The sequence below is a fragment of the Geobacter hydrogenophilus genome (assembly GCF_018501225.1).
GTDB lineage: Bacteria > Desulfobacterota > Desulfuromonadia > Geobacterales > Geobacteraceae > Geobacter > Geobacter hydrogenophilus.
This window is the reverse complement of sequence record NZ_JAHCZI010000002.1, coordinates 203968-221335: the sequence shown is the minus strand read 5'-3', so window position 1 is coordinate 221335 and position 17368 is coordinate 203968. Positions and strand designations below refer to the sequence as shown.

General features: G+C 56.2%; 17 protein-coding genes and 1 riboswitch. Of the genes, 8 read left to right on the top strand and 9 right to left on the bottom strand.

The window, feature by feature from the left end; genetic code table 11:
• From KI811_RS04575 to lepA, 7 genes are all read right to left on the bottom strand, one after another.
• Positions 1-903 carry a radical SAM protein gene (locus tag KI811_RS04575; RefSeq protein WP_214185312.1) on the bottom strand — a complete coding sequence of 301 codons (903 nt, stop codon included), beginning with the start codon at positions 901-903 and terminating at the stop codon, positions 1-3.
• A 51-nt stretch (positions 904-954) separates the two neighbouring features.
• Positions 955-2079 (bottom strand): glutamine-hydrolyzing carbamoyl-phosphate synthase small subunit, encoded by a 1125-nt coding sequence (gene carA, locus KI811_RS04570; protein ID WP_214185311.1) that lies wholly within the window; start codon positions 2077-2079, stop codon positions 955-957.
• A gap of 96 nt (positions 2080-2175) precedes the next feature.
• Entirely contained in the window at positions 2176-3453 is a 1278-nt protein-coding gene (locus KI811_RS04565; RefSeq protein WP_214185310.1) for a dihydroorotase, read from the bottom strand.
• Positions 3454-3535: 82 nt separating this feature from the next.
• Complete coding sequence (locus tag KI811_RS04560; protein WP_214185309.1) at positions 3536-4471, bottom strand: aspartate carbamoyltransferase catalytic subunit; 936 nt, start codon at positions 4469-4471, stop codon at positions 3536-3538.
• Between the two features lie 80 nt (positions 4472-4551).
• Positions 4552-5088 carry a bifunctional pyr operon transcriptional regulator/uracil phosphoribosyltransferase PyrR gene (gene pyrR / locus KI811_RS04555; protein ID WP_214185308.1) on the bottom strand — a complete coding sequence of 179 codons (537 nt, stop codon included), beginning with the start codon at positions 5086-5088 and terminating at the stop codon, positions 4552-4554.
• Between the two features lie 225 nt (positions 5089-5313).
• Complete coding sequence (gene lepB, locus KI811_RS04550) at positions 5314-5991, bottom strand: signal peptidase I (protein ID WP_214185307.1); 678 nt, start codon at positions 5989-5991, stop codon at positions 5314-5316.
• Between the two features lie 51 nt (positions 5992-6042).
• Positions 6043-7842, bottom strand: a complete 1800-nt coding sequence (gene lepA, locus KI811_RS04545; RefSeq protein WP_214185306.1) for a translation elongation factor 4 — start codon at positions 7840-7842, stop codon at positions 6043-6045.
• 258 nt (positions 7843-8100) lie between these two features.
• Between lepA and KI811_RS04540 the strand changes: the two genes are divergently transcribed.
• Together KI811_RS04540 and yhbY are read left to right on the top strand one after the other, a co-directional pair.
• The gene (locus KI811_RS04540; RefSeq protein ID WP_214185305.1) at positions 8101-9378 is read left to right on the top strand and encodes an ATP-binding protein; all 1278 of its coding nucleotides are present in this window, start codon (positions 8101-8103) and stop codon (positions 9376-9378) included.
• Positions 9379-9493: 115 nt separating this feature from the next.
• On the top strand, positions 9494-9790 hold the full coding sequence (gene yhbY / locus KI811_RS04535; RefSeq protein ID WP_214185304.1) for a ribosome assembly RNA-binding protein YhbY: 297 nt from the start codon (positions 9494-9496) through the stop codon (positions 9788-9790).
• An 86-nt stretch (positions 9791-9876) separates the two neighbouring features.
• On the opposite strand, the gene KI811_RS04530 is transcribed toward yhbY, so the two are convergent.
• Positions 9877-10422, bottom strand: a complete 546-nt coding sequence (locus KI811_RS04530; protein ID WP_214185303.1) for a YXWGXW repeat-containing protein — start codon at positions 10420-10422, stop codon at positions 9877-9879.
• 95 nt (positions 10423-10517) lie between these two features.
• Positions 10518-10594, bottom strand: a riboswitch (cyclic di-GMP riboswitch).
• Between the two features lie 94 nt (positions 10595-10688).
• Positions 10689-11846, bottom strand: coding sequence for a deoxyguanosinetriphosphate triphosphohydrolase (locus KI811_RS04525; protein ID WP_214185551.1), 1158 nt, complete (start codon positions 11844-11846; stop codon positions 10689-10691).
• A 156-nt stretch (positions 11847-12002) separates the two neighbouring features.
• Between KI811_RS04525 and KI811_RS04520 the strand changes: the two genes are divergently transcribed.
• From KI811_RS04520 to KI811_RS04495, 6 genes are all read left to right on the top strand, one after another.
• Complete coding sequence (locus KI811_RS04520) at positions 12003-13085, top strand: class II fructose-bisphosphate aldolase (protein ID WP_214185550.1); 1083 nt, start codon at positions 12003-12005, stop codon at positions 13083-13085.
• Positions 13082-13660, top strand: coding sequence for a 16S rRNA (guanine(966)-N(2))-methyltransferase RsmD (gene rsmD, locus KI811_RS04515; protein WP_214185302.1), 579 nt, complete (start codon positions 13082-13084; stop codon positions 13658-13660). The genes KI811_RS04520 and rsmD overlap by 4 nt, the downstream gene beginning before the upstream one ends.
• Positions 13653-14144, top strand: a complete 492-nt coding sequence (coaD, locus tag KI811_RS04510) for a pantetheine-phosphate adenylyltransferase (RefSeq protein WP_214185301.1) — start codon at positions 13653-13655, stop codon at positions 14142-14144. Before rsmD ends, coaD begins: the two co-directional genes overlap by 8 nt.
• 195 nt (positions 14145-14339) lie before the next feature.
• On the top strand, positions 14340-14534 hold the full coding sequence (locus KI811_RS04505) for a DUF1858 domain-containing protein (RefSeq protein ID WP_214185300.1): 195 nt from the start codon (positions 14340-14342) through the stop codon (positions 14532-14534).
• Positions 14535-14549: 15 nt separating this feature from the next.
• Entirely contained in the window at positions 14550-15542 is a 993-nt protein-coding gene (locus tag KI811_RS04500) for a PilZ-like domain-containing protein (protein ID WP_214185299.1), read from the top strand.
• A gap of 295 nt (positions 15543-15837) precedes the next feature.
• Positions 15838-17367 carry a glutamate synthase-related protein gene (locus KI811_RS04495; protein ID WP_214185298.1) on the top strand — a complete coding sequence of 510 codons (1530 nt, stop codon included), beginning with the start codon at positions 15838-15840 and terminating at the stop codon, positions 17365-17367.
• Position 17368: the final 1 nt, after the last annotated feature.

Here is a 17368-nt window from a genome sequence, read left to right as displayed (position 1 = left end):
TCAATTCTGCACCCAGCCGTTTTCCAGGCCAGCTTCCTCCAACTCTTCCACCGCCTCGTCGTACTCATCATCGGTGATCTTGCGGTGGATCCCCGGCGTCTCGGCGGCCCGGTGGGCCGGGAAAAACTGGTTCATCAAGGCAATGTGGGTTTCACTTCCCAGGTTCGCGGCGATCCAGCGAAGCGTCTCGCCACTGCCGGCCGCTCCTTCCGGCAGCACCAGGTGGCGAATGATGAGACCGCGCACCGCGATCCCCTCGTCGTCGAGCACCAGATGCCCCACCTGACGCAGCATCTCGGCAACTGCCGACCGGTTCACCTCCCGGTAACCAGGGGCCGATGAGAACCGCACCGCCGGCTCTTCAGCCACGTACTTCATATCCGGCAGGTAAATATCCACGACGCCGTCCAGAAGCCGGAGGACATCCACCTTCTCGTAGCCGCTGGAGTTCCAGACGATGGGAAGCCGGAACCCGCTGGGGATCGACAGCCAGAGGGCCGCCAAAATCTGGGGCAGGAAGTGGGTCGGGGTAACGAAGTTGATGTTGTGCACTCCCCGCTTCTGGAGCCCGAGCATCCGATCCGCCAACTGCCGTGTCGTCAGATCCGTGCCGTTCCCCTGTTGGCTGATGGGGAAGTTCTGGCAGAACCGGCAGTTGAGGCTGCACCAGGAGAGAAAGATCGTCCCTGACCCCCGCGTGCCCGAAATGGGTGGCTCTTCGCCATGGTGGACATTGGCCGATGCGATCCGAGGCCGCCATCCCGCCCGGCAGACGCCGGTCTCACCGGCCAGACGGTTCACCCGGCAGTCGTGGGGACAGAGGTCGCAGGAGCGAAGCCGCGCATAGGCCTCCCTGACCCGCTGCAATAATTCGCCTGATTGATAAAGATCGCTGTACCGCATTGTCTTGTAGGGGCGTGATTGATCACGCCCAGGGCTTAATGAATTGCGCTCCTACGATGTATGCTTCTCCATCAGTTCCACAAACCGCCCGAACAGATAGTGGGAGTCATGGGGACCGGGTGATGCCTCGGGGTGATGTTGGACCGAAAAGATGGGGAGATTCTTGTGCTTCATACCCTCCACGGTCTGGTCGTTCAGGTTCTCGTGGGCCAACTCACAGGCGTGCCCCAGTGACACAATGTCCACCGAGAAGCCATGGTTCTGGGCGGTAATTTCCACCTTCCGGGTATCCATATCCATGACCGGCAGGTTGGAGCCGTGGTTGCCGAACTTGAGCTTCATGGTCTTGCCTCCGAGGGCAAGCCCTAGAAGCTGGTGGCCGAGGCAGATGCCGAAGATGGGCTTCTTGCCCACGAACTTTCTGATGTTCTCGATAACGGCGGTCATGGGCTCCGGATCGCCGGGACCGTTGCTGAGGAAGATGCCGTCAGGGTTCATGGCCATGGCCTCCTCCGCCGGGAAGTTGGCGGGGACAACAGTCACGTCGCAGCCAGCCGAGACGAGGCAGCGGAGGATGTTGTACTTGATGCCGAAATCGTAGGCCACCACCTTGTACTTCAATTCTTCCTGTTTCGCAGCGTTATACCCCGCCTCCAGGTCCCAGAGCTTCTCGGTCCAATGGTAGGGCTTATCGCAGGTGACGCCGGAAGCGAGGTCGAGACCGGCCATGCTCGGCACGGCCCGTGCCTTCTTCACGAGGCTCTCGTGGTCGAAATCGACGGTAGAGATGATCCCGTTCTGGGCTCCCTTGTCCCGCAGATGCCGGGTGAGCGCCCGGGTGTCGAGCCCCTGGATCCCTACCACGCCGTTCTCCTTCAGATAAGCGTCGAGGCTCATGGTGGCCCGCCAGTTGGAGTAGCAGTCGTGGTACTCCTTGACGATGAAACCCGAGAGGTAGAGCTGTTTGCTCTCGATATCCTCCGGATTGATGCCGGTGTTTCCCATCTGGGTGTAGGTCATGGTGACCATCTGCCCCCGATAAGAGGGATCGGTCAAAACCTCCTGGTAGCCGGTCATGGCGGTATTGAAGACCACCTCGCCGGTGGCTTCTCCAGTGGCTCCGAACGATTTCCCTTCAAAAACGCGCCCATCTGCGAGCGCCAGAACTGCTTTCATGAACTTACTCCTGAGTGTCAGTTATCGAGTAAGGGCGCTGCTTGCTGCGCCCAGATCTTCCCATCAAAAGGGCGCAGCAAGCAGCGCCCCTACATTTCAACCCCTTCTGTAAACAACCTTGCCGCCAACTATGGTGAGCGCCGCAGCGCCCTTCATCTCCCAGCCGAGGAAGGGGGAGTTCTTAGATTTGCTGGCGAGCTTGTCGGCATCCACCGTCCACGTGGCATTCGGATCAATGACGGTGATGTCGGCAACAGAACCAGGCTTCAGGGTTCCACGGTCAATTCCGAGGATTTTTGCCGGGTTGTATGCCATTTTCTCTACCAGAACCGGAAGGGTCAGAACCCCTTCTTCCACCAGCTTGAGTGACAGCGTCAGGGACGTTTCCAGCCCGACGATGCCGTTCAGGGCCTCGTTGAACTCCACGTCCTTTTCGTCGATATGGTGGGGAGCATGGTCAGTGGCGATGGCGTCGATGGTTCCGTCCTTCAATGCCTCCTTTACCGCTGTCACATCATCGGCCGTGCGAAGCGGCGGGTTCATCTTGGCATTGGTGTCGTACCCCCGCACCGCATCATCGGTAAGGCTGAAATAGTGCGGCGCGGTTTCGCAGGTGACCTTCACGCCCCGGGCCTTGGCATTGCGGATAATGCGGAGCGACCCCTTGGTGGAAACGTGGGCGATATGGATCGGCGAATCGGTGAACTCGGCCAGGTAGACGTCGCGGGCGGTTGCCGCGTCTTCGGCGGCCCACGGAATCCCCTTGAGACCCAATTCAGTGGAGACGTACCCCTCGTTCATGACCCCCGTCCCCACCAACGACAGGTCTTCAGCATGGGAGATGACCATGATCCCCATTCCCTTGGCATACTCCAGGGCCCGACGCATGAGCTCCGAGTTCGTCACCGGATGCCCGTCGTCGGAAACGGCCACGCAACCGGACTCCTTCAATTCGCCCATCTCGGAGAGAAGCTCGCCCCGGGACCCTTGAGTGATGGACCCAACCGGAAAGACGTTAACAGCCCCTTCTGCCTTGGCCTTTGCAATGATGTAGCTGGTTACCGCCTTGTTGTCATTCACCGGCTTGGTGTTGGGCATGCAGGCCACCGACGTGAACCCGCCGGCCGCAGCCGCCTTTGTGCCGGTAATGATGTCTTCCTTATACTCCAGGCCCGGGTCCCGCAGGTGAACGTGCATATCGATGAGGCCCGGCGTTACGATCAGGCCGGATGCGTCGATCGTTTCGGCTCCCGCAGGCGCCTTCAGCCCCTTGCCCAACTCCTTTACAATCCCGTTCTCGACCAGCATGTCGAGCACTTCATCAATTCCCTGCGACGGGTCGATCACCCGCCCTCCCTGTATCAACAAATTCATGAATCACCTCGCGAAAGTATCGGGCAACCCGTAATCGCCCGTGCAATGAGTGGATAAGGAATCCGCCCTACCCTGCTCCCGCTTATTCCGTTACCAGTGTTCCCCCGCTCACATGATAGAGCATTGCCATGCGCACCGCCACGCCGTTCTCCACCTGTTTGAGGACGTGAGAACTGGCACCGTCTGCCACGTAAGAAGAAAGTTCTACCCCGCGGTTGATGGGTCCGGGGTGCATGACCATCGCGCCGGGTTTCGCCCACTTGAGGTTTTCGGGGTTAAGGCCGTAATAGCGGGAGTACTCGCGCGTATTGGGTATCAGGGTCTTCCCCTGACGCTCCTGCTGAATGCGGAGCATCATCACCACGTCGGCATCCTGAATCGCCTCTTTCATGGTAGTGCACACGGTGACATTGCCGAGCCGCTCCACCCCTGGCGGCATCATGGTGGGAGGGCCTGCCAGGAACACGTGAGACCCCATCTTGGTTAGACCGGCGATATCGGAGCGGGCCACCCGGCTGTGAGTGATGTCACCGACAATGGCTACCTTGAGCCCGTCGAGGCGGCCATAACGGTCCTTCATGGTGAGCATGTCGAGAAGCCCCTGGGAGGGGTGCTCGTGGGCGCCGTCACCGGCGTTGATAATGGAGCAGGAAAGCCGTTTGGACAGGAAATAGTGGGAGCCGGACACGGCATGGCGCATGACGACAATGTCGGGTTTCATGGCCTCCAGGTTCTTGGCAGTGTCAAGAAGCGTCTCCCCTTTGGTTGCCGAACTCGTTGACGCAGTTATATTGACGGTGTCGGCCGAAAGGCGCTTCCCCGCGATCTCGAAGGAGGTACGGGTGCGGGTCGATGATTCATAGAACAGGTTGATAATGGTCTTGCCGCGCAGGGTCGGCACCTTCTTGATATCGCGGCTGTTAATCTCCCGCATGTTTTCGGCGGTCGAGATCAGCAGTTCAATCTCATCCTTGCTGAGGTCTTTCAGCGCTATGATGTCCTTGTGCTTGAATCCCATCGCTTCCCCCCATGATAGTGTCGGGTCAGGTCCCGTGCCTGACCTGTCAAAGCAACCGCCAGTGGCAGCCCCTCACGCAATCATTTCTCCAGGACCACTTCGACCGGCTTGGCATCGACATCGAACTGGACCGTAATCGTTTCCTTGCGGCTCGTGGGTACGTTGCGCCCCACAAAATCCGCCCTGATAGGGAGTTCCCTGTGCCCCCGGTCGATAAGGACCGCCAGCTGAATGTTGTCGGGCCTGCCGTGGTCCATGATGGCATCCATGGCGGCGCGGATGGTCCGGCCGGTGAAGAGCACATCATCCACTAGGATTACTTTTTTCTTTTCCACGGTGAAAGGGATGTCGGTCTTCCCCACGGGCAGATGAATGGCGTGCCCTTTGAAATCGTCGCGGTAGAGGGTGATGTCAACCTCGCCCACCGACACTTTCCCTCCTTCGATCTCTTCAAGCCGGGATGACAGCTCCCGGGCCAGGTGGACTCCGCCGGTCCTGATCCCAACGAGAACCAGGTCGGCAACCCCCTTGTTCCGCTCAAGAATCTCATGGGCGATGCGGGTCAGTGCCCGTTTCACGCCAACCCCGTCCAGTATGGTCGTCTTCTCTTCAGCCACCTCGTCCCTCCTTTCGCTCACAGGGCCTTGCCGCCGACTCCGCCGGCAGGCACGAAAAGAGCCCTTCCGCACGACGCGAAAAGGCTCAGTAAGACTGTATGGTACGAGTCTGTCATCGGCACCTTTTCTAACCTCACGGGGCTAATTTAAAAGGTAAAGTTTGTGTGTGTCGGCAAAAATTTTACGAAGTTTATCACCCCGTTACAGAGGGTGTCAAGGTCAATTTCAGTGAATCAGGTCACCGATGCTCTTCCAGCGGACACGCATATTATCGCGGTCCCACGACCAATACTTGATGAAGGCAAGTCCCTTGATCTGCTCGCTTTTCACGAATCCCCAGAAGCGGCTGTCGTAGGAGCGGTCCCTGTTGTCACCCATGACGAAGTAGGAGCCGGCCGGAACCGTGACGGGGCCGAAGTTGTCCCGAGGATTCTGGGCAGCAGCAATAACTTCGTTCTCCTTGTGAACTTCCTGGGGAATCTTGTAGGGCTTTCCGTTGACATAAACCGTCTTCATAATGACCCTGATTTCATCACCGGGAACACCAATGACGCGCTTGATGAAGTCCTTGCTCGGGTCTTCGGGATATTCAAAGACAATGACATCGCCTCGCTTCGGCTCCCGGATCGGGGCAATTTTCAGGTCGGAAAAGGGAATCTTGGTGCCGTAGATGAACTTGCAGACGAGAATATGATCACCAATGGCAAGGGTATCTTCCATGGATCCGGAGGGAATCTTGAATGCCTGCACCACGAACGTCCTGATAATGAGGGCAAGGATAACAGCTATGATAATCGACTCGGCATATTCCCGAACAATATGTTTTTTCTTTACCTGCTGCTCTGCTGCCGGTGTTTCGTCCACGGCGTTGTTCGATCCGTATTGAGAGTTTTTGTAATCCATTGCGGTTCCTTTTCGGCGAATTCATTTAAAGAGCTTTATACAGGCAAGCTCTTACTCTTCCACCTTGAGAATGGCGAGGAAAGCCTCTTGGGGTAACTCCACGTTCCCCACGTTCTTCATCCGTTTTTTCCCTTCCTTCTGCTTTTCGAGAAGCTTGCGCTTACGCGTAATGTCACCGCCGTAGCACTTGGCGAGAACATCCTTGCGCAGGGCCTTGACGGTTTCCCGGGCAATGACCTTCGTGCCGATGGCAGCCTGGATAGCTACCTCGAACATCTGACGAGGGATCAGTTCCTTCATCTTGGAAACGAGGTCGCGCCCCCGATAGTAGGCCTTGTCACGGTGAATTATGAGGGAGAGTGCGTCCACCACCTCGCCGTTGATCATGATGTTCATCCGCACGAGTTCGCTCCTGCGGTAATCCAGATGCTCATAATCAAGGGAAGCGTACCCCTTGGTGATGGACTTGAGGCGGTCGTAGAAGTCCAGAACCACCTCGTTCAAGGGGAGTTCGTAGATAATCATGACCCTCGTCGGTGTCAGGTACTTGATCTCCCGCTGCACCCCCCGCTTCTCCTCGCAGAGAGCCAGAATTCCGCCCACAAACTCGTTGGGGGTGTGGATGGAGGCAAGAATGAACGGTTCCTCGATGTAATCGATCTCCTGGGTCGGAGGAAGCTGGTTGGCACTCTCGATGGAGATCACGTCACCTTTGAGCCGGTGAACCTTGTAGACAACCGTGGGTGCCGTGGTGATGAGGTCGAGATTGAACTCCCTTTCCAGCCGCTCCTGAATGATCTCCATATGGAGAAGCCCCAGAAAGCCGCACCGGAAGCCAAATCCCAACGCCAACGACGTTTCCGGCTCGTAGGAGAAGGAAGAATCGTTGAGCTTGAGCTTGGCCAGGGCGTCTCGAAGCTGCTCGTATTGCGAGGTGTCGATGGGATACAGCCCCGAAAAAACCATCGGTTTCACTTCCTTGAAACCGCCGAGGGGAGTCGTACAGGGCTTGAGGGCATGGGTGACGGTATCGCCGATCTTGGCGTCGGCAACATCCTTGATGCCGGCGATGACAAAACCGACCTCGCCGGCCGACAACTGGGGAACCTCGCGCATGACCGGGGCGAAAACACCAACCTTCAGAGCCTCGTAGCTGCGAGCGGTGGAGACGAGCTGGATCTTGTCCCCCTTCTTGAGGGTGCCGTCAATAAGCCTCACCAGGATAATGACCCCTTGGTACTGGTCATACCACGAATCGAAGAGAAGGGCTTTGAGCGGCGCGGTCGGATCCCCCTCCGGTGGCGGGATCTTCTTGACGATTTCTTCCAGGATCTCCCGGGTGCCGATCCCCTCCTTGGCGCTGGCCAGCACCGCATCGTGGGCGTCCAGGCCGATGATCTCCTCGATCTCGTGCTTGACCCGCTCCGGTTCCGCCGCAGGCAGGTCGATCTTGTTCAGGACCGGAAAGACCTCAAGGTTGTTATCGATGGCCAGATAGACGTTGGCGAGGGTCTGGGCCTCCACCCCCTGAGAGGCATCCACCACCAGAAGCCCCCCCTCACAGGCGGCGAGGGAGCGGGAAACCTCGTAGGTGAAATCCACATGCCCCGGGGTATCAATCAGGTTCAGCACGTAGTCCTTCCCGTCGTCGGCCTGGTAGTTCAGCCGGACGGTCTGAGCCTTGATGGTTATCCCACGCTCCCGCTCCAGGTCCATCTTGTCGAGGAACTGGTCTTGCTTCTCACGCTCTGAAAGGGCGCCGGTATACTCCAGGAGTCGGTCGGCAAGGGTGGACTTACCATGGTCGATATGGGCGATTATGGAGAAATTTCGGATGGTTTCGATCTTCATAGACACCTTGTCGTAAACTGAGTGTAACCGTAGAACAATAGCTGAAAGAGGCAGATTTTGTAAAGGGGATTCTCCAGAATACCCAGAGGCTGGATGTTAGCACTAGGATTCGCCACTTCTGCGATTGCCGAGCCCATGGAGCTGTGATATACAAATCGTGCAGATTAGGCATCATTACTGTAACAGAATTCATTACCATTCGGCACAAAAGGGCTTGTTCTTCATGTTTGCACACGTGCGCCAAGAGGAAAACCGACCGTGACCCAGACCGGCACGACAACCGTAGCGGATGCCGATCAAATTGCCGAGCTCGAACGTCTTGTAATCGAATTACAGACGGAACTGGCCGAGCGGAAAAATATCGAACGGGATCTCAAGCGAGCCAAGGTTTCAGCCGAGGCTGCCTGTAAATCCAGGGAAGATCTTATCACCCTGGTGAGCCATGAAATCCGCTCTCAAATACAGATGCTGACAGGCGCGGTCGAACTGCTCCGTGAAACGCCCCTCGACAATAAGCAGATTGAATATCTCAACGCATTCAATCATGCGGGAGAATTTCTTCTCTCTCTTGTCAATGACCTTCTCGATAATTCGCGTCTTGAAGCAGGACGTATTCACCTAGACAAGATAGAATTCCCTTTCCGGGAGCTGCTCGAAAGGACTATGCAACTTATCGTCTGGCAGGCGGGGAGAAAAGGTCTCGACGTGGAATATAGCGTGTCACCTGACATTCCTGCCCGACTCATCGGAGATCCGAAACGACTCCAGCAGGTGATACTCAATCTGGCTGGTAACGCCATAAAATTCACAGAACAGGGGAAAATCACCCTCACGGTTGAGCCGGACCCATCGTCGGCTCCCCAGGAAAACTCTCTCATTTTCACCATCCAGGACACGGGGGTAGGCATTCCCGGTGACAAGCTTGAAGAAATTTTCGAGCGATACGCCCAAGCGTCTCCGGCCACGTTCCGTATCTACGGAGGAACAGGGCTTGGGCTCACCATCGCCAAGGGGCTAATCGGTTTAATGGGTGGCACGATCAGGGTGACGAGCAAAGAAGGGAAAGGAACCACTTTCGTATTCAACGCCCGATTCGGTGCCCCTGTCGCGGCTCTTTCCCCCGCAACAGAGCGAAGGAAATCGGCAAGCCTGCCGGAACGAAGTCTGCGGATTCTCCTGGCGGAAGACGCCGCGGAAATACGAATGCTCCTCAGCGCTTTTCTCGGAACCACCTCTCACACTGTCGACATGGCTCTCAACGGTGAAGAGGCGCTGAAAAAGTTCATATCAAACAACTACGACCTGGTTATCATGGACATCCAGATGCCCGTCATGGATGGACTTTCGGCCACGAAGAAGATCAGGGAATGGGAACGAGCTCATAACCGACCGGCAGTGCCTATAGTTGCTCTTACGGCTGGTCCCGAACGAAGCGATTTTCTGAGGGCACGGGAAGCGGGCTGTACAACGCACCTTCCCAAGCCGATCAAAAAGGAATTATTGCTGAGCACGATCAACGGGATGGTGCAGCAGTAGCCAGAAGATTCGTGCCATCAGCCAGGGCCTAGGGCGCAACAAGCGTACGTTGCCTTGCCGCTTGATTCGTGCTATACGTCCGGCAGTCTGACTAACCACTGACAAAGGAACTTACATGCTGACCGGAAAACAGAAACGCTTCCTCCGGGGGTTGGGGCACAACCTCAATCCCGTAATCACTGTTGGCAAAGGAGAAATCTCCGAATCCCTTGTGCGCGAAACCAGCGAAGCACTCGAACATCACGAGCTCATCAAGGTAAAAATTCTCGAAAGTTGCATAATGGGCCGACACGAGGTGGCCGACGAACTGGCGCAAGCCTGTGGTGCAGAGGTTGCCCAGGTGCTCGGGAGAACTTTCCTTCTTTACCGCAAGGCCGACGAGCCCAAACTGGAGTTTCCCAAGGGTAAATAACACCCCGGCACATATCCAAAAAAAAGCCCGGATTTCTCCGGGCTTTTTTTATTCACAACTCGCTTCTATGCCGACAATATCAAAAATCAGTCGCCGTGCCCGTGACCTCTCCCCTCGCCACGATGCTTGTTCTCGAACTTTTCCCGCTTTCGCTCCTCTTTGTAACGCTTCTTGTACTCCTTTTCAGGCTTGAAGTGCTTGCCCCGGTAACGATCATGTTCGCGGTGGTAGACCCGATACTCATCGTCACGATAGTAACGAATCCTCTCCAGTTTGTGTTTACGGAGTCCGGGAGGGAGATTGCTGTAACTGACCACGTTCCAGGGTCCTCTATAGTGGGGTGCACGGTACCAGTGATTGTCTTGCCAGAGGTAGTAGCGACCGGAAATGTAGAAGAGATCGTACGGAACATCGACACCAACATAAAAACCGAGACGGGGAGGCTCAATAAAAACCGGCGGTTCCTCAATCACTACCCGCGGAGTCGGGACCACCACTGCCGGCGGCGCCGGGATGACAACTCCGGGGCGGTTCCCGACGTTTATATTCACGTCGAAACCAACGTCGGAGGCAGCAAGCAGCGGAGAAGCCGTCGCTAAGACCAAAGGCACAGCCATAAAAAACTTCTTCATAAAAATCTCCTTTTTAAACAAGATTACCCTCCCCTTTCGCAACAAAAGGCGGTTGAACGCAAAAAAACCGGGGCCTCATCATTCTGAAATGATATTTCGGCAACCCGGCTGTCTGCGTGAGACCCTGTAGGCTTTCCGCCCCACTCTCGCGAATGGTTGAGTATTATCGTCTACCATGCATTTTTCTACAGCACTAACTCAACGCCGACAACAAGTCAAGAAATTAGGCATATCTTCCTGTGTTGACGAATAGTTACGGCATGCAGTCACACTCTTTCATAAGGCTCGAAAAGACGCTTGAATTCATCAAGAGCGAAGCGGTCTGTCATTCCGGCAATATAGTCGCACACGACCCGTTCCCGTCCCAGAATTTCCATTTTTTTCTGATATTTGCGCGGTAAAAGCGTCGGGTGCTTCACGTAGGATTCGAAGAGTTGAGTGAGATAGCGCTCGGCTTTCACCCGCATCCGCTCAACCCTATAGTGACGGTAGAGGTTTTCAAAAAGAAACCCTTTGAGTTTACGATTTTTTTCAGCCATGGCCGGACTAAAGGCCACCACTGGACGGTTAATCCTTCGCAAATCATCCAGAGAAGCGATGCTCAGGCGTCGAACGTTTTCCAGGCTGGTGATGGTCAGATCCTTGATGAAAACACCGATAAGGGCACTGATGGTCTGAAACTTACGCCGCTCCGGATCGATATCAGGATAAGCTCTGGCTATTCCTTCGTGAACCTCTCGCCAAAGCTCAACGCTATCAAGTTGGTCAAGGGTTATGAAACCAGACTTGAGCCCGTCGTCGATGTCGTGATTGTTGTAGGCAATTTCGTCTGCATAATTGATGATCTGCGCCTCAATGGTCGGCACCACGCCGGGAAGGAACCCGTCGATCACCCCCACCGGCCGGTCATAGGGGGAAGAATGCTTGACGATCCCCTCGAGCACCTCCCATGAAAGATTGAGACCGTTGAAACCGGGATACCTCTCCTCTAACTCGTCTACCACCCGAAAAGACTGAAGGTTGTGCTCAAAGCCGCCAAACCCCTCCATAAGGCGGTTCAGGACCTCTTCTCCCGTGTGGCCGAAGGGAGTATGTCCCAGGTCATGGGCAAGGGCCAACGCCTCGGTCAATTCCTCGTTCAATCCCAATCGCCGGGCGATGGCCTTCCCTATCTGGGCCACTTCGAGGGAGTGGGTGAGCCGGGTACGATAGTAGTCCCCTTCATGATTGACGAACACCTGGGTTTTGTATTCCAGACGGCGAAATGCCGCACAGTGGATAATTCTGTCCCGGTCCCGCTCAAAGGCAGGGCGATGATCACGAAAAGCTTCCTGATACTTCCTGCCGCGTGATTCAGCGCTTCGTGCCGCAAAGCCGGCCAAATCGGAGCGTTCCAGGGAACGTGCCTCAACTACTTCTGTCATATCCACTTTCCTCCCGTTCCGCCCAACTCTAATGTCGCTTCCCGGGGGTGTCAATGGCGAAAAGATATCCATTGACTACAATTGACGTATCATGCTAAATTTCTAAGCCTTTTTTAAGAATATCAACTTTTTGCAAGGATTGCATACTTGAACATTATGAATGATCTCCTCGAATTGGTTCCTCCACGGATCCGCAACAAAATTGGGTCACAGTCGCGAATCTGCCTTCTCAATGGCCGCGACTTGTTCTCCGCACTTAAAAACGAAAATTTGATCCTCATGGCCTGCAACCCACGGGTCAAACATGTTATTCCCGGTATCATGAAGGCCGCCGAGGAACTCGATGCCGTGATCGCCTTCGAGTTGACTCGCACCGAAGGGGGACTCGATGGAGGCTATACCGGTCAGACCCCGCAGGTATTTTTCGACACGGTAATCGAATGCGCCGAACGGTACAAATTCACAAAACCGTTCATCATCCATGGCGATCATACCACCGTCCAAAACACTTCTCCCCAAGAGCAGGAGTGCGCCCGGCTTCTCATCGAGGGTCAGATCGAAGCGGGTTATACCTCCTTCGCCATCGATGCGTCTTTCAATCCCCTGCCGGACAACATCCGGATCACCGCTGAACTGGCTGCAACAGTTGAGAACGAGGGATACGGCCTTGAAGTAGAGCTGGGTGAAGTCAAACGGCCGGGAGTTGAATCGAACCTGACCACGGTGGAGGAAACTGAAGAATTTTTGTCCAGTCTTGCGAAACAAGGGATTCATCCCCAACTCCTCGCCATTGACAACGGCTCCAAGCGGGGAAATTACCTGGACGGCGAGATGATCAGAATCGATCTGGACCGGACAAGGGAAATTTACGACGCCGCCGTTCACCTCGGCCTTGCGGGATTGGTACAGCACGGTATTACCGGGACTCCCCTGCGGCTCGTGGGCAAGCTCGCCAACTATGGTATCCGCAAGGGAAACATCGGCACCCTCTGGCAAAACGTAGCCCATGCAGGGCTTCCCCTCGACCTCATGGACGCCATGCGCCACTGGGCACGGGAGAACGGCAAGGACATAAAGTTCGCCACAAAAGTATTCAAATCCGAGATCGACGCGATCCCCGAGGAGAATGCAAAGCAGATTCTTGACATGGCATACCGCGAAGCCAAGGAGTTTCTTCAGGCGTTCCACGCCAAGGGAAGCGCCTCCCGCCTGGCTGCCTCCATCGGGAAGCCCCGGTGAGGGTCATCGGCGGAACCGCGCGGGGACGCCGCCTTGCCGCCCCGCGGGGCGAAAGGGTACGCCCCACTGCGGATCGGGTCAAGGAGGCATTGTTCAGCATTCTCACTTCCCTTCTGGGGAACCTGGAGGGACTGAGAGTACTCGACATCTTCGCGGGAACCGGCAATCTCGGCATCGAGGCCCTGAGCCGGGGGTGCAGCGAGGCAATATTCATCGACAGCCACCGGGAGTCGGCCGCCATTATCCGGCAGAACCTCACCCAACTCAATCTCACAGACAGAGGCAGGGTTATCGTAAAAGACGCTGCTTCAGCACTACAATGTCTTAACGAAAATATTGCACCGCTCCACATCATTTTCCTCGACCCTCCCTATCGGCAGGGTTTGGCTGAAAAGGTCCTCGGCCTCTTGGCCTCAGCACCGTTTGTCACCAGGGAAACAATCATTGTATCTGAATCGGATTCGGGTGAAGTTTTTCCTGAAAGATTCGGTTCATTGCAGCAGTTCGACCGGAGGGTTTACGGCGACACCGCCCTCACTTTTTTCCAGAAAGGGACTCCTGACGACCATGCCTAGAAAAGTTGCCGTCTACCCCGGCTCCTTCGACCCCATCACCTACGGTCATCTTGACATCATTGACCGGGGGCTGCGAATCTTCGACGAAATCATCGTTGCCGTGGCCCGCAATTCGGCAAAGAACTCCCTCTTTTCCATTGATGAACGGGTCGACATGATCCAGCGTGTGCTGGCGGACAACGTCAGGGCGCGCGTTGACACTTTCGACGGCCTTCTGGTAGATTACGTCCTCTCCCAAAACGCAACGGTCATCATCCGAGGGCTTCGGGCAATATCCGATTTCGAATACGAATTCCAGATCGCCCAGATGAACAGAAGCATCTCCCAGGACGTTGAAACGCTCTTCATGATGACATCGGTTCCCTACGGATACCTGTCGTCATCCATCGTCAAGGAAGTCAGTTCCCTGAACGGCCCCATCGACAGTCTGGTCCCTCCCCTCGTGCGGGAAGCCCTCAGGGATAAGTTCTCAAAACCCAGATAGACTTGAGCTAGAGCGGACGCTACCCTCAATGGAAGAAGGCGAGGATTTCCCAGTACTACCTCGTCTTTTTTCATATTCAACCGGCACGAAGAGACGATAACCTAAAGCATCCGCCGAACCTGCCGATGAGTATTGTGTATCTTGAGTTCAGGAATGGCGGAAAACAGGGCTTAAGCCCCGACAAAGGAGTAGGCGATGATCACGAAATCCATGAGAATCGGCGACATCATCCGCACCTATCCCCAATCCCTGAAAATATTTGAAAAGTACGGCCTCGACTGCTACGAATGCCAGGTGGCCGATTACGAAGAGCTTGAGCACGGCGCCGGCGTCCACAAGACCGATCTGGAAAAACTTCTCAAAGAACTCAACGAACTCATCCAATCCTGAAACCATGGAAGCTCCATGAAAGAAGAGTTCTCCGATTACCAGAAGCATTTCTCTGCCGGACTCCGGGTTGAGGTTCGCTTCCCCCGCGGGCAAAATAGACCGTTCCGCGATGGAGCGATTATCACCCTCCAGGAAGAGGATCTCATCACGTTACAGCTTTCACGTGATGCTCTTCCCGAAGATGTCAGGGCAGAAACGGGAACTTTCGTCGATATCCGCACGGGAAAGGATGGCAACGCCTACTGCAGCCGTGCCATTATTGTAGCTGAACGGGACGGCTCACAGGTAACCGCCCGGTTGATCGGCAACGTCATCCCCGATGAAATGCGTGAGTACTACCGCATTGAGACCTATATTCCGGTTCGGTATCAGTTGGACCTCGACGCAGCTCCCGAGCAACTGCAGGAAAGGTGGCGGGCAAAACGGTATCCAACACAACAATCCACGGGCGATGCCGCCCATATATCATCCGATGGGGATACATCTCCTGCCACTGAACCGTCTAGGGCAGTTCCACTGGCGGCCAATCTGAGCGGCTCGGGCATCAGAATCAGAACCCGGGATAAATTTCAGACAGGCACTCTCCTGACAATGGAACTCTACCTCCCCCTTGAAGATCTCAAGATTGTGCCGATCATTGCGGAGGTGGTCCACGTGGACCCCCTCCGCACCAAGGAAGGGACTCCCCCGCTGTTCAGCACCGCCCTCCATTTCCTCTGCATCGACGAGCGGGACCGCGACTCAGTAATCAGGTTCATCTCACGCGAACAGCTGGATCGGCTTCGTGACCACCAGGGCGGCACCGTAAGTATCTCTTCCCTTGAGTATGCATCTTACTCCCGCCGCAAGCGGTTGTTGCGATTAGCAACAGCCGCCTGCATCTTTTTTCTTTTCGGCGCCATTGCCTTTGCTCTTGTCTATTACAGACTGAACAGCCCAAAAGGAGAGATCGAACAAACATTCGAGCAGGAGATCCGTAAATACCGCACGCTCTTCCTCGGGCGCTGACCACTGCGGCAATCTTCATTGTAGACCATCTATCCAACCGGCTAGTGTGCAAACAATGTAATCCAACAGTATCCCTTTTTTACACTCTGGTATCCCAACCCCATAAGCCGCAACTAATTCAAGCGCCTTCCCACATCGACAAGCTCTTCAATGAACCTAAATTTACGCGTTATTTCAAAGCGTTGACACCAACAACACCAGAAGCCACAAAACTGGTACGCCTCTTGTATAATCAGTAAGCCACGAGGCGCGAGAGTACCCACCACTCGCGCACCCGCTTTCAGGAGGTTCCACGGTGCTCTACAAATCTGTCACGGAATCGTTCAACGAATTCATCATCGACCGCAACGACGCCACGTGCATCCGCTGCAAGGTCTGCGTCCGCCAGTGCGCCTACGAGGTCCACGCCTATGAGGCTACGGCCGACGCCCTGACCGAGGACAACACCCTCTGCATCGGCTGCCGCCGTTGCTCGGCCCTCTGTCCCACCGGCGCCATCACCATCCGGAGCAACGAAGAGGTGTTCAAGCGGAACGAATCGTGGTCAAACGCCCACATCCGCAACCTCTACGCCCAGGCCGACACGGGGGGGATTCTCCTGGCTGCCATGGGGAACCCGGCCAAGTATCCCATCTACTGGGATCACATGCTGCTGGACGCCTCCCAGGTAACCAACCCTTCCATCGACCCCCTTCGGGAGCCCATGGAGTTGCGTACCTACCTGGGTAAGAAGCCCCACTCCATCGAGGTGGTCCGTGACGAGCAGACCGGCAAGCCCAAGCTCGCCACGAAGCTTACCCCCCAGATCAAGATGGAGTACCCCTTCATCTTCTCCGCCATGAGCTACGGTGCCCTTAACCTCAACGCCCACAAGGCCATGGCCATGGCAGCCAAGGAGCTGGGCACCCTTTACAACACCGGCGAGGGAGGACTCCACAGGGACCTCTACCAGTACGGCAGCAACGTCATGGTTCAGGTGGCGTCGGGCCGCTTCGGCGTGAGCGAGGCATACCTGAACGCCGGCGTCGCCATCGAGATCAAGGTTGGCCAGGGGGCAAAACCGGGCATCGGCGGTCACCTCCCCGGAGAGAAGGTCAACGACCAAATCTCCGAGACCCGGATGATCCCGGCTGGTGCCGACGCCATCTCGCCGGCGCCACACCACGACATTTACTCCATCGAGGATCTGCGCCAGTTGATCTTCGCCCTCAAGGAAGCCACCAACTACACGAAGCCGGTGTCGGTGAAGATCGCCGCGGTCCACCACGTGGCAGCTATCGCCTCCGGTGTTGCCCGGGCCGGCGCCGACATCATCACCATCGACGGTTTTCGGGGGGGGACCGGCGCGGCGCCCCAAGTGATCCGCGACAACGTCGGCATCCCCATGGAACTGGCCCTGGCTGCCGTTGACGCTCGGCTCCGGGACGAGGGAATCAGGAACCAGGTATCCATCGTGGTGGGGGGCGGGGTCCGCTCCTCGGGCGACGCCATCAAGGCTATCGCGCTGGGGGCTGACGCCATCAACATGGGGACATCGACGCTCCTGGCCCTCGGATGCACCCTCTGCCAGCGCTGCTACACCGGCAAGTGCCCTTGGGGAATCACCACAAACACCCCCTACCTCGCCAAGCGCCTCAACCCCGAACTGGGTGCCGAGCGGCTGGTGAACCTTGTTCACGCCTGGGGCCACGAGATGAAGGAAATTCTCGGCGGCATGGGACTCAACGCCCTGGAGTCGCTGCGGGGCAACCGTTACAAGCTCCGCGCCCTTGGCCTCACTGAGAAAGACATGAACATCCTGGGCGTCATGCCCGCTGGAGAATAAG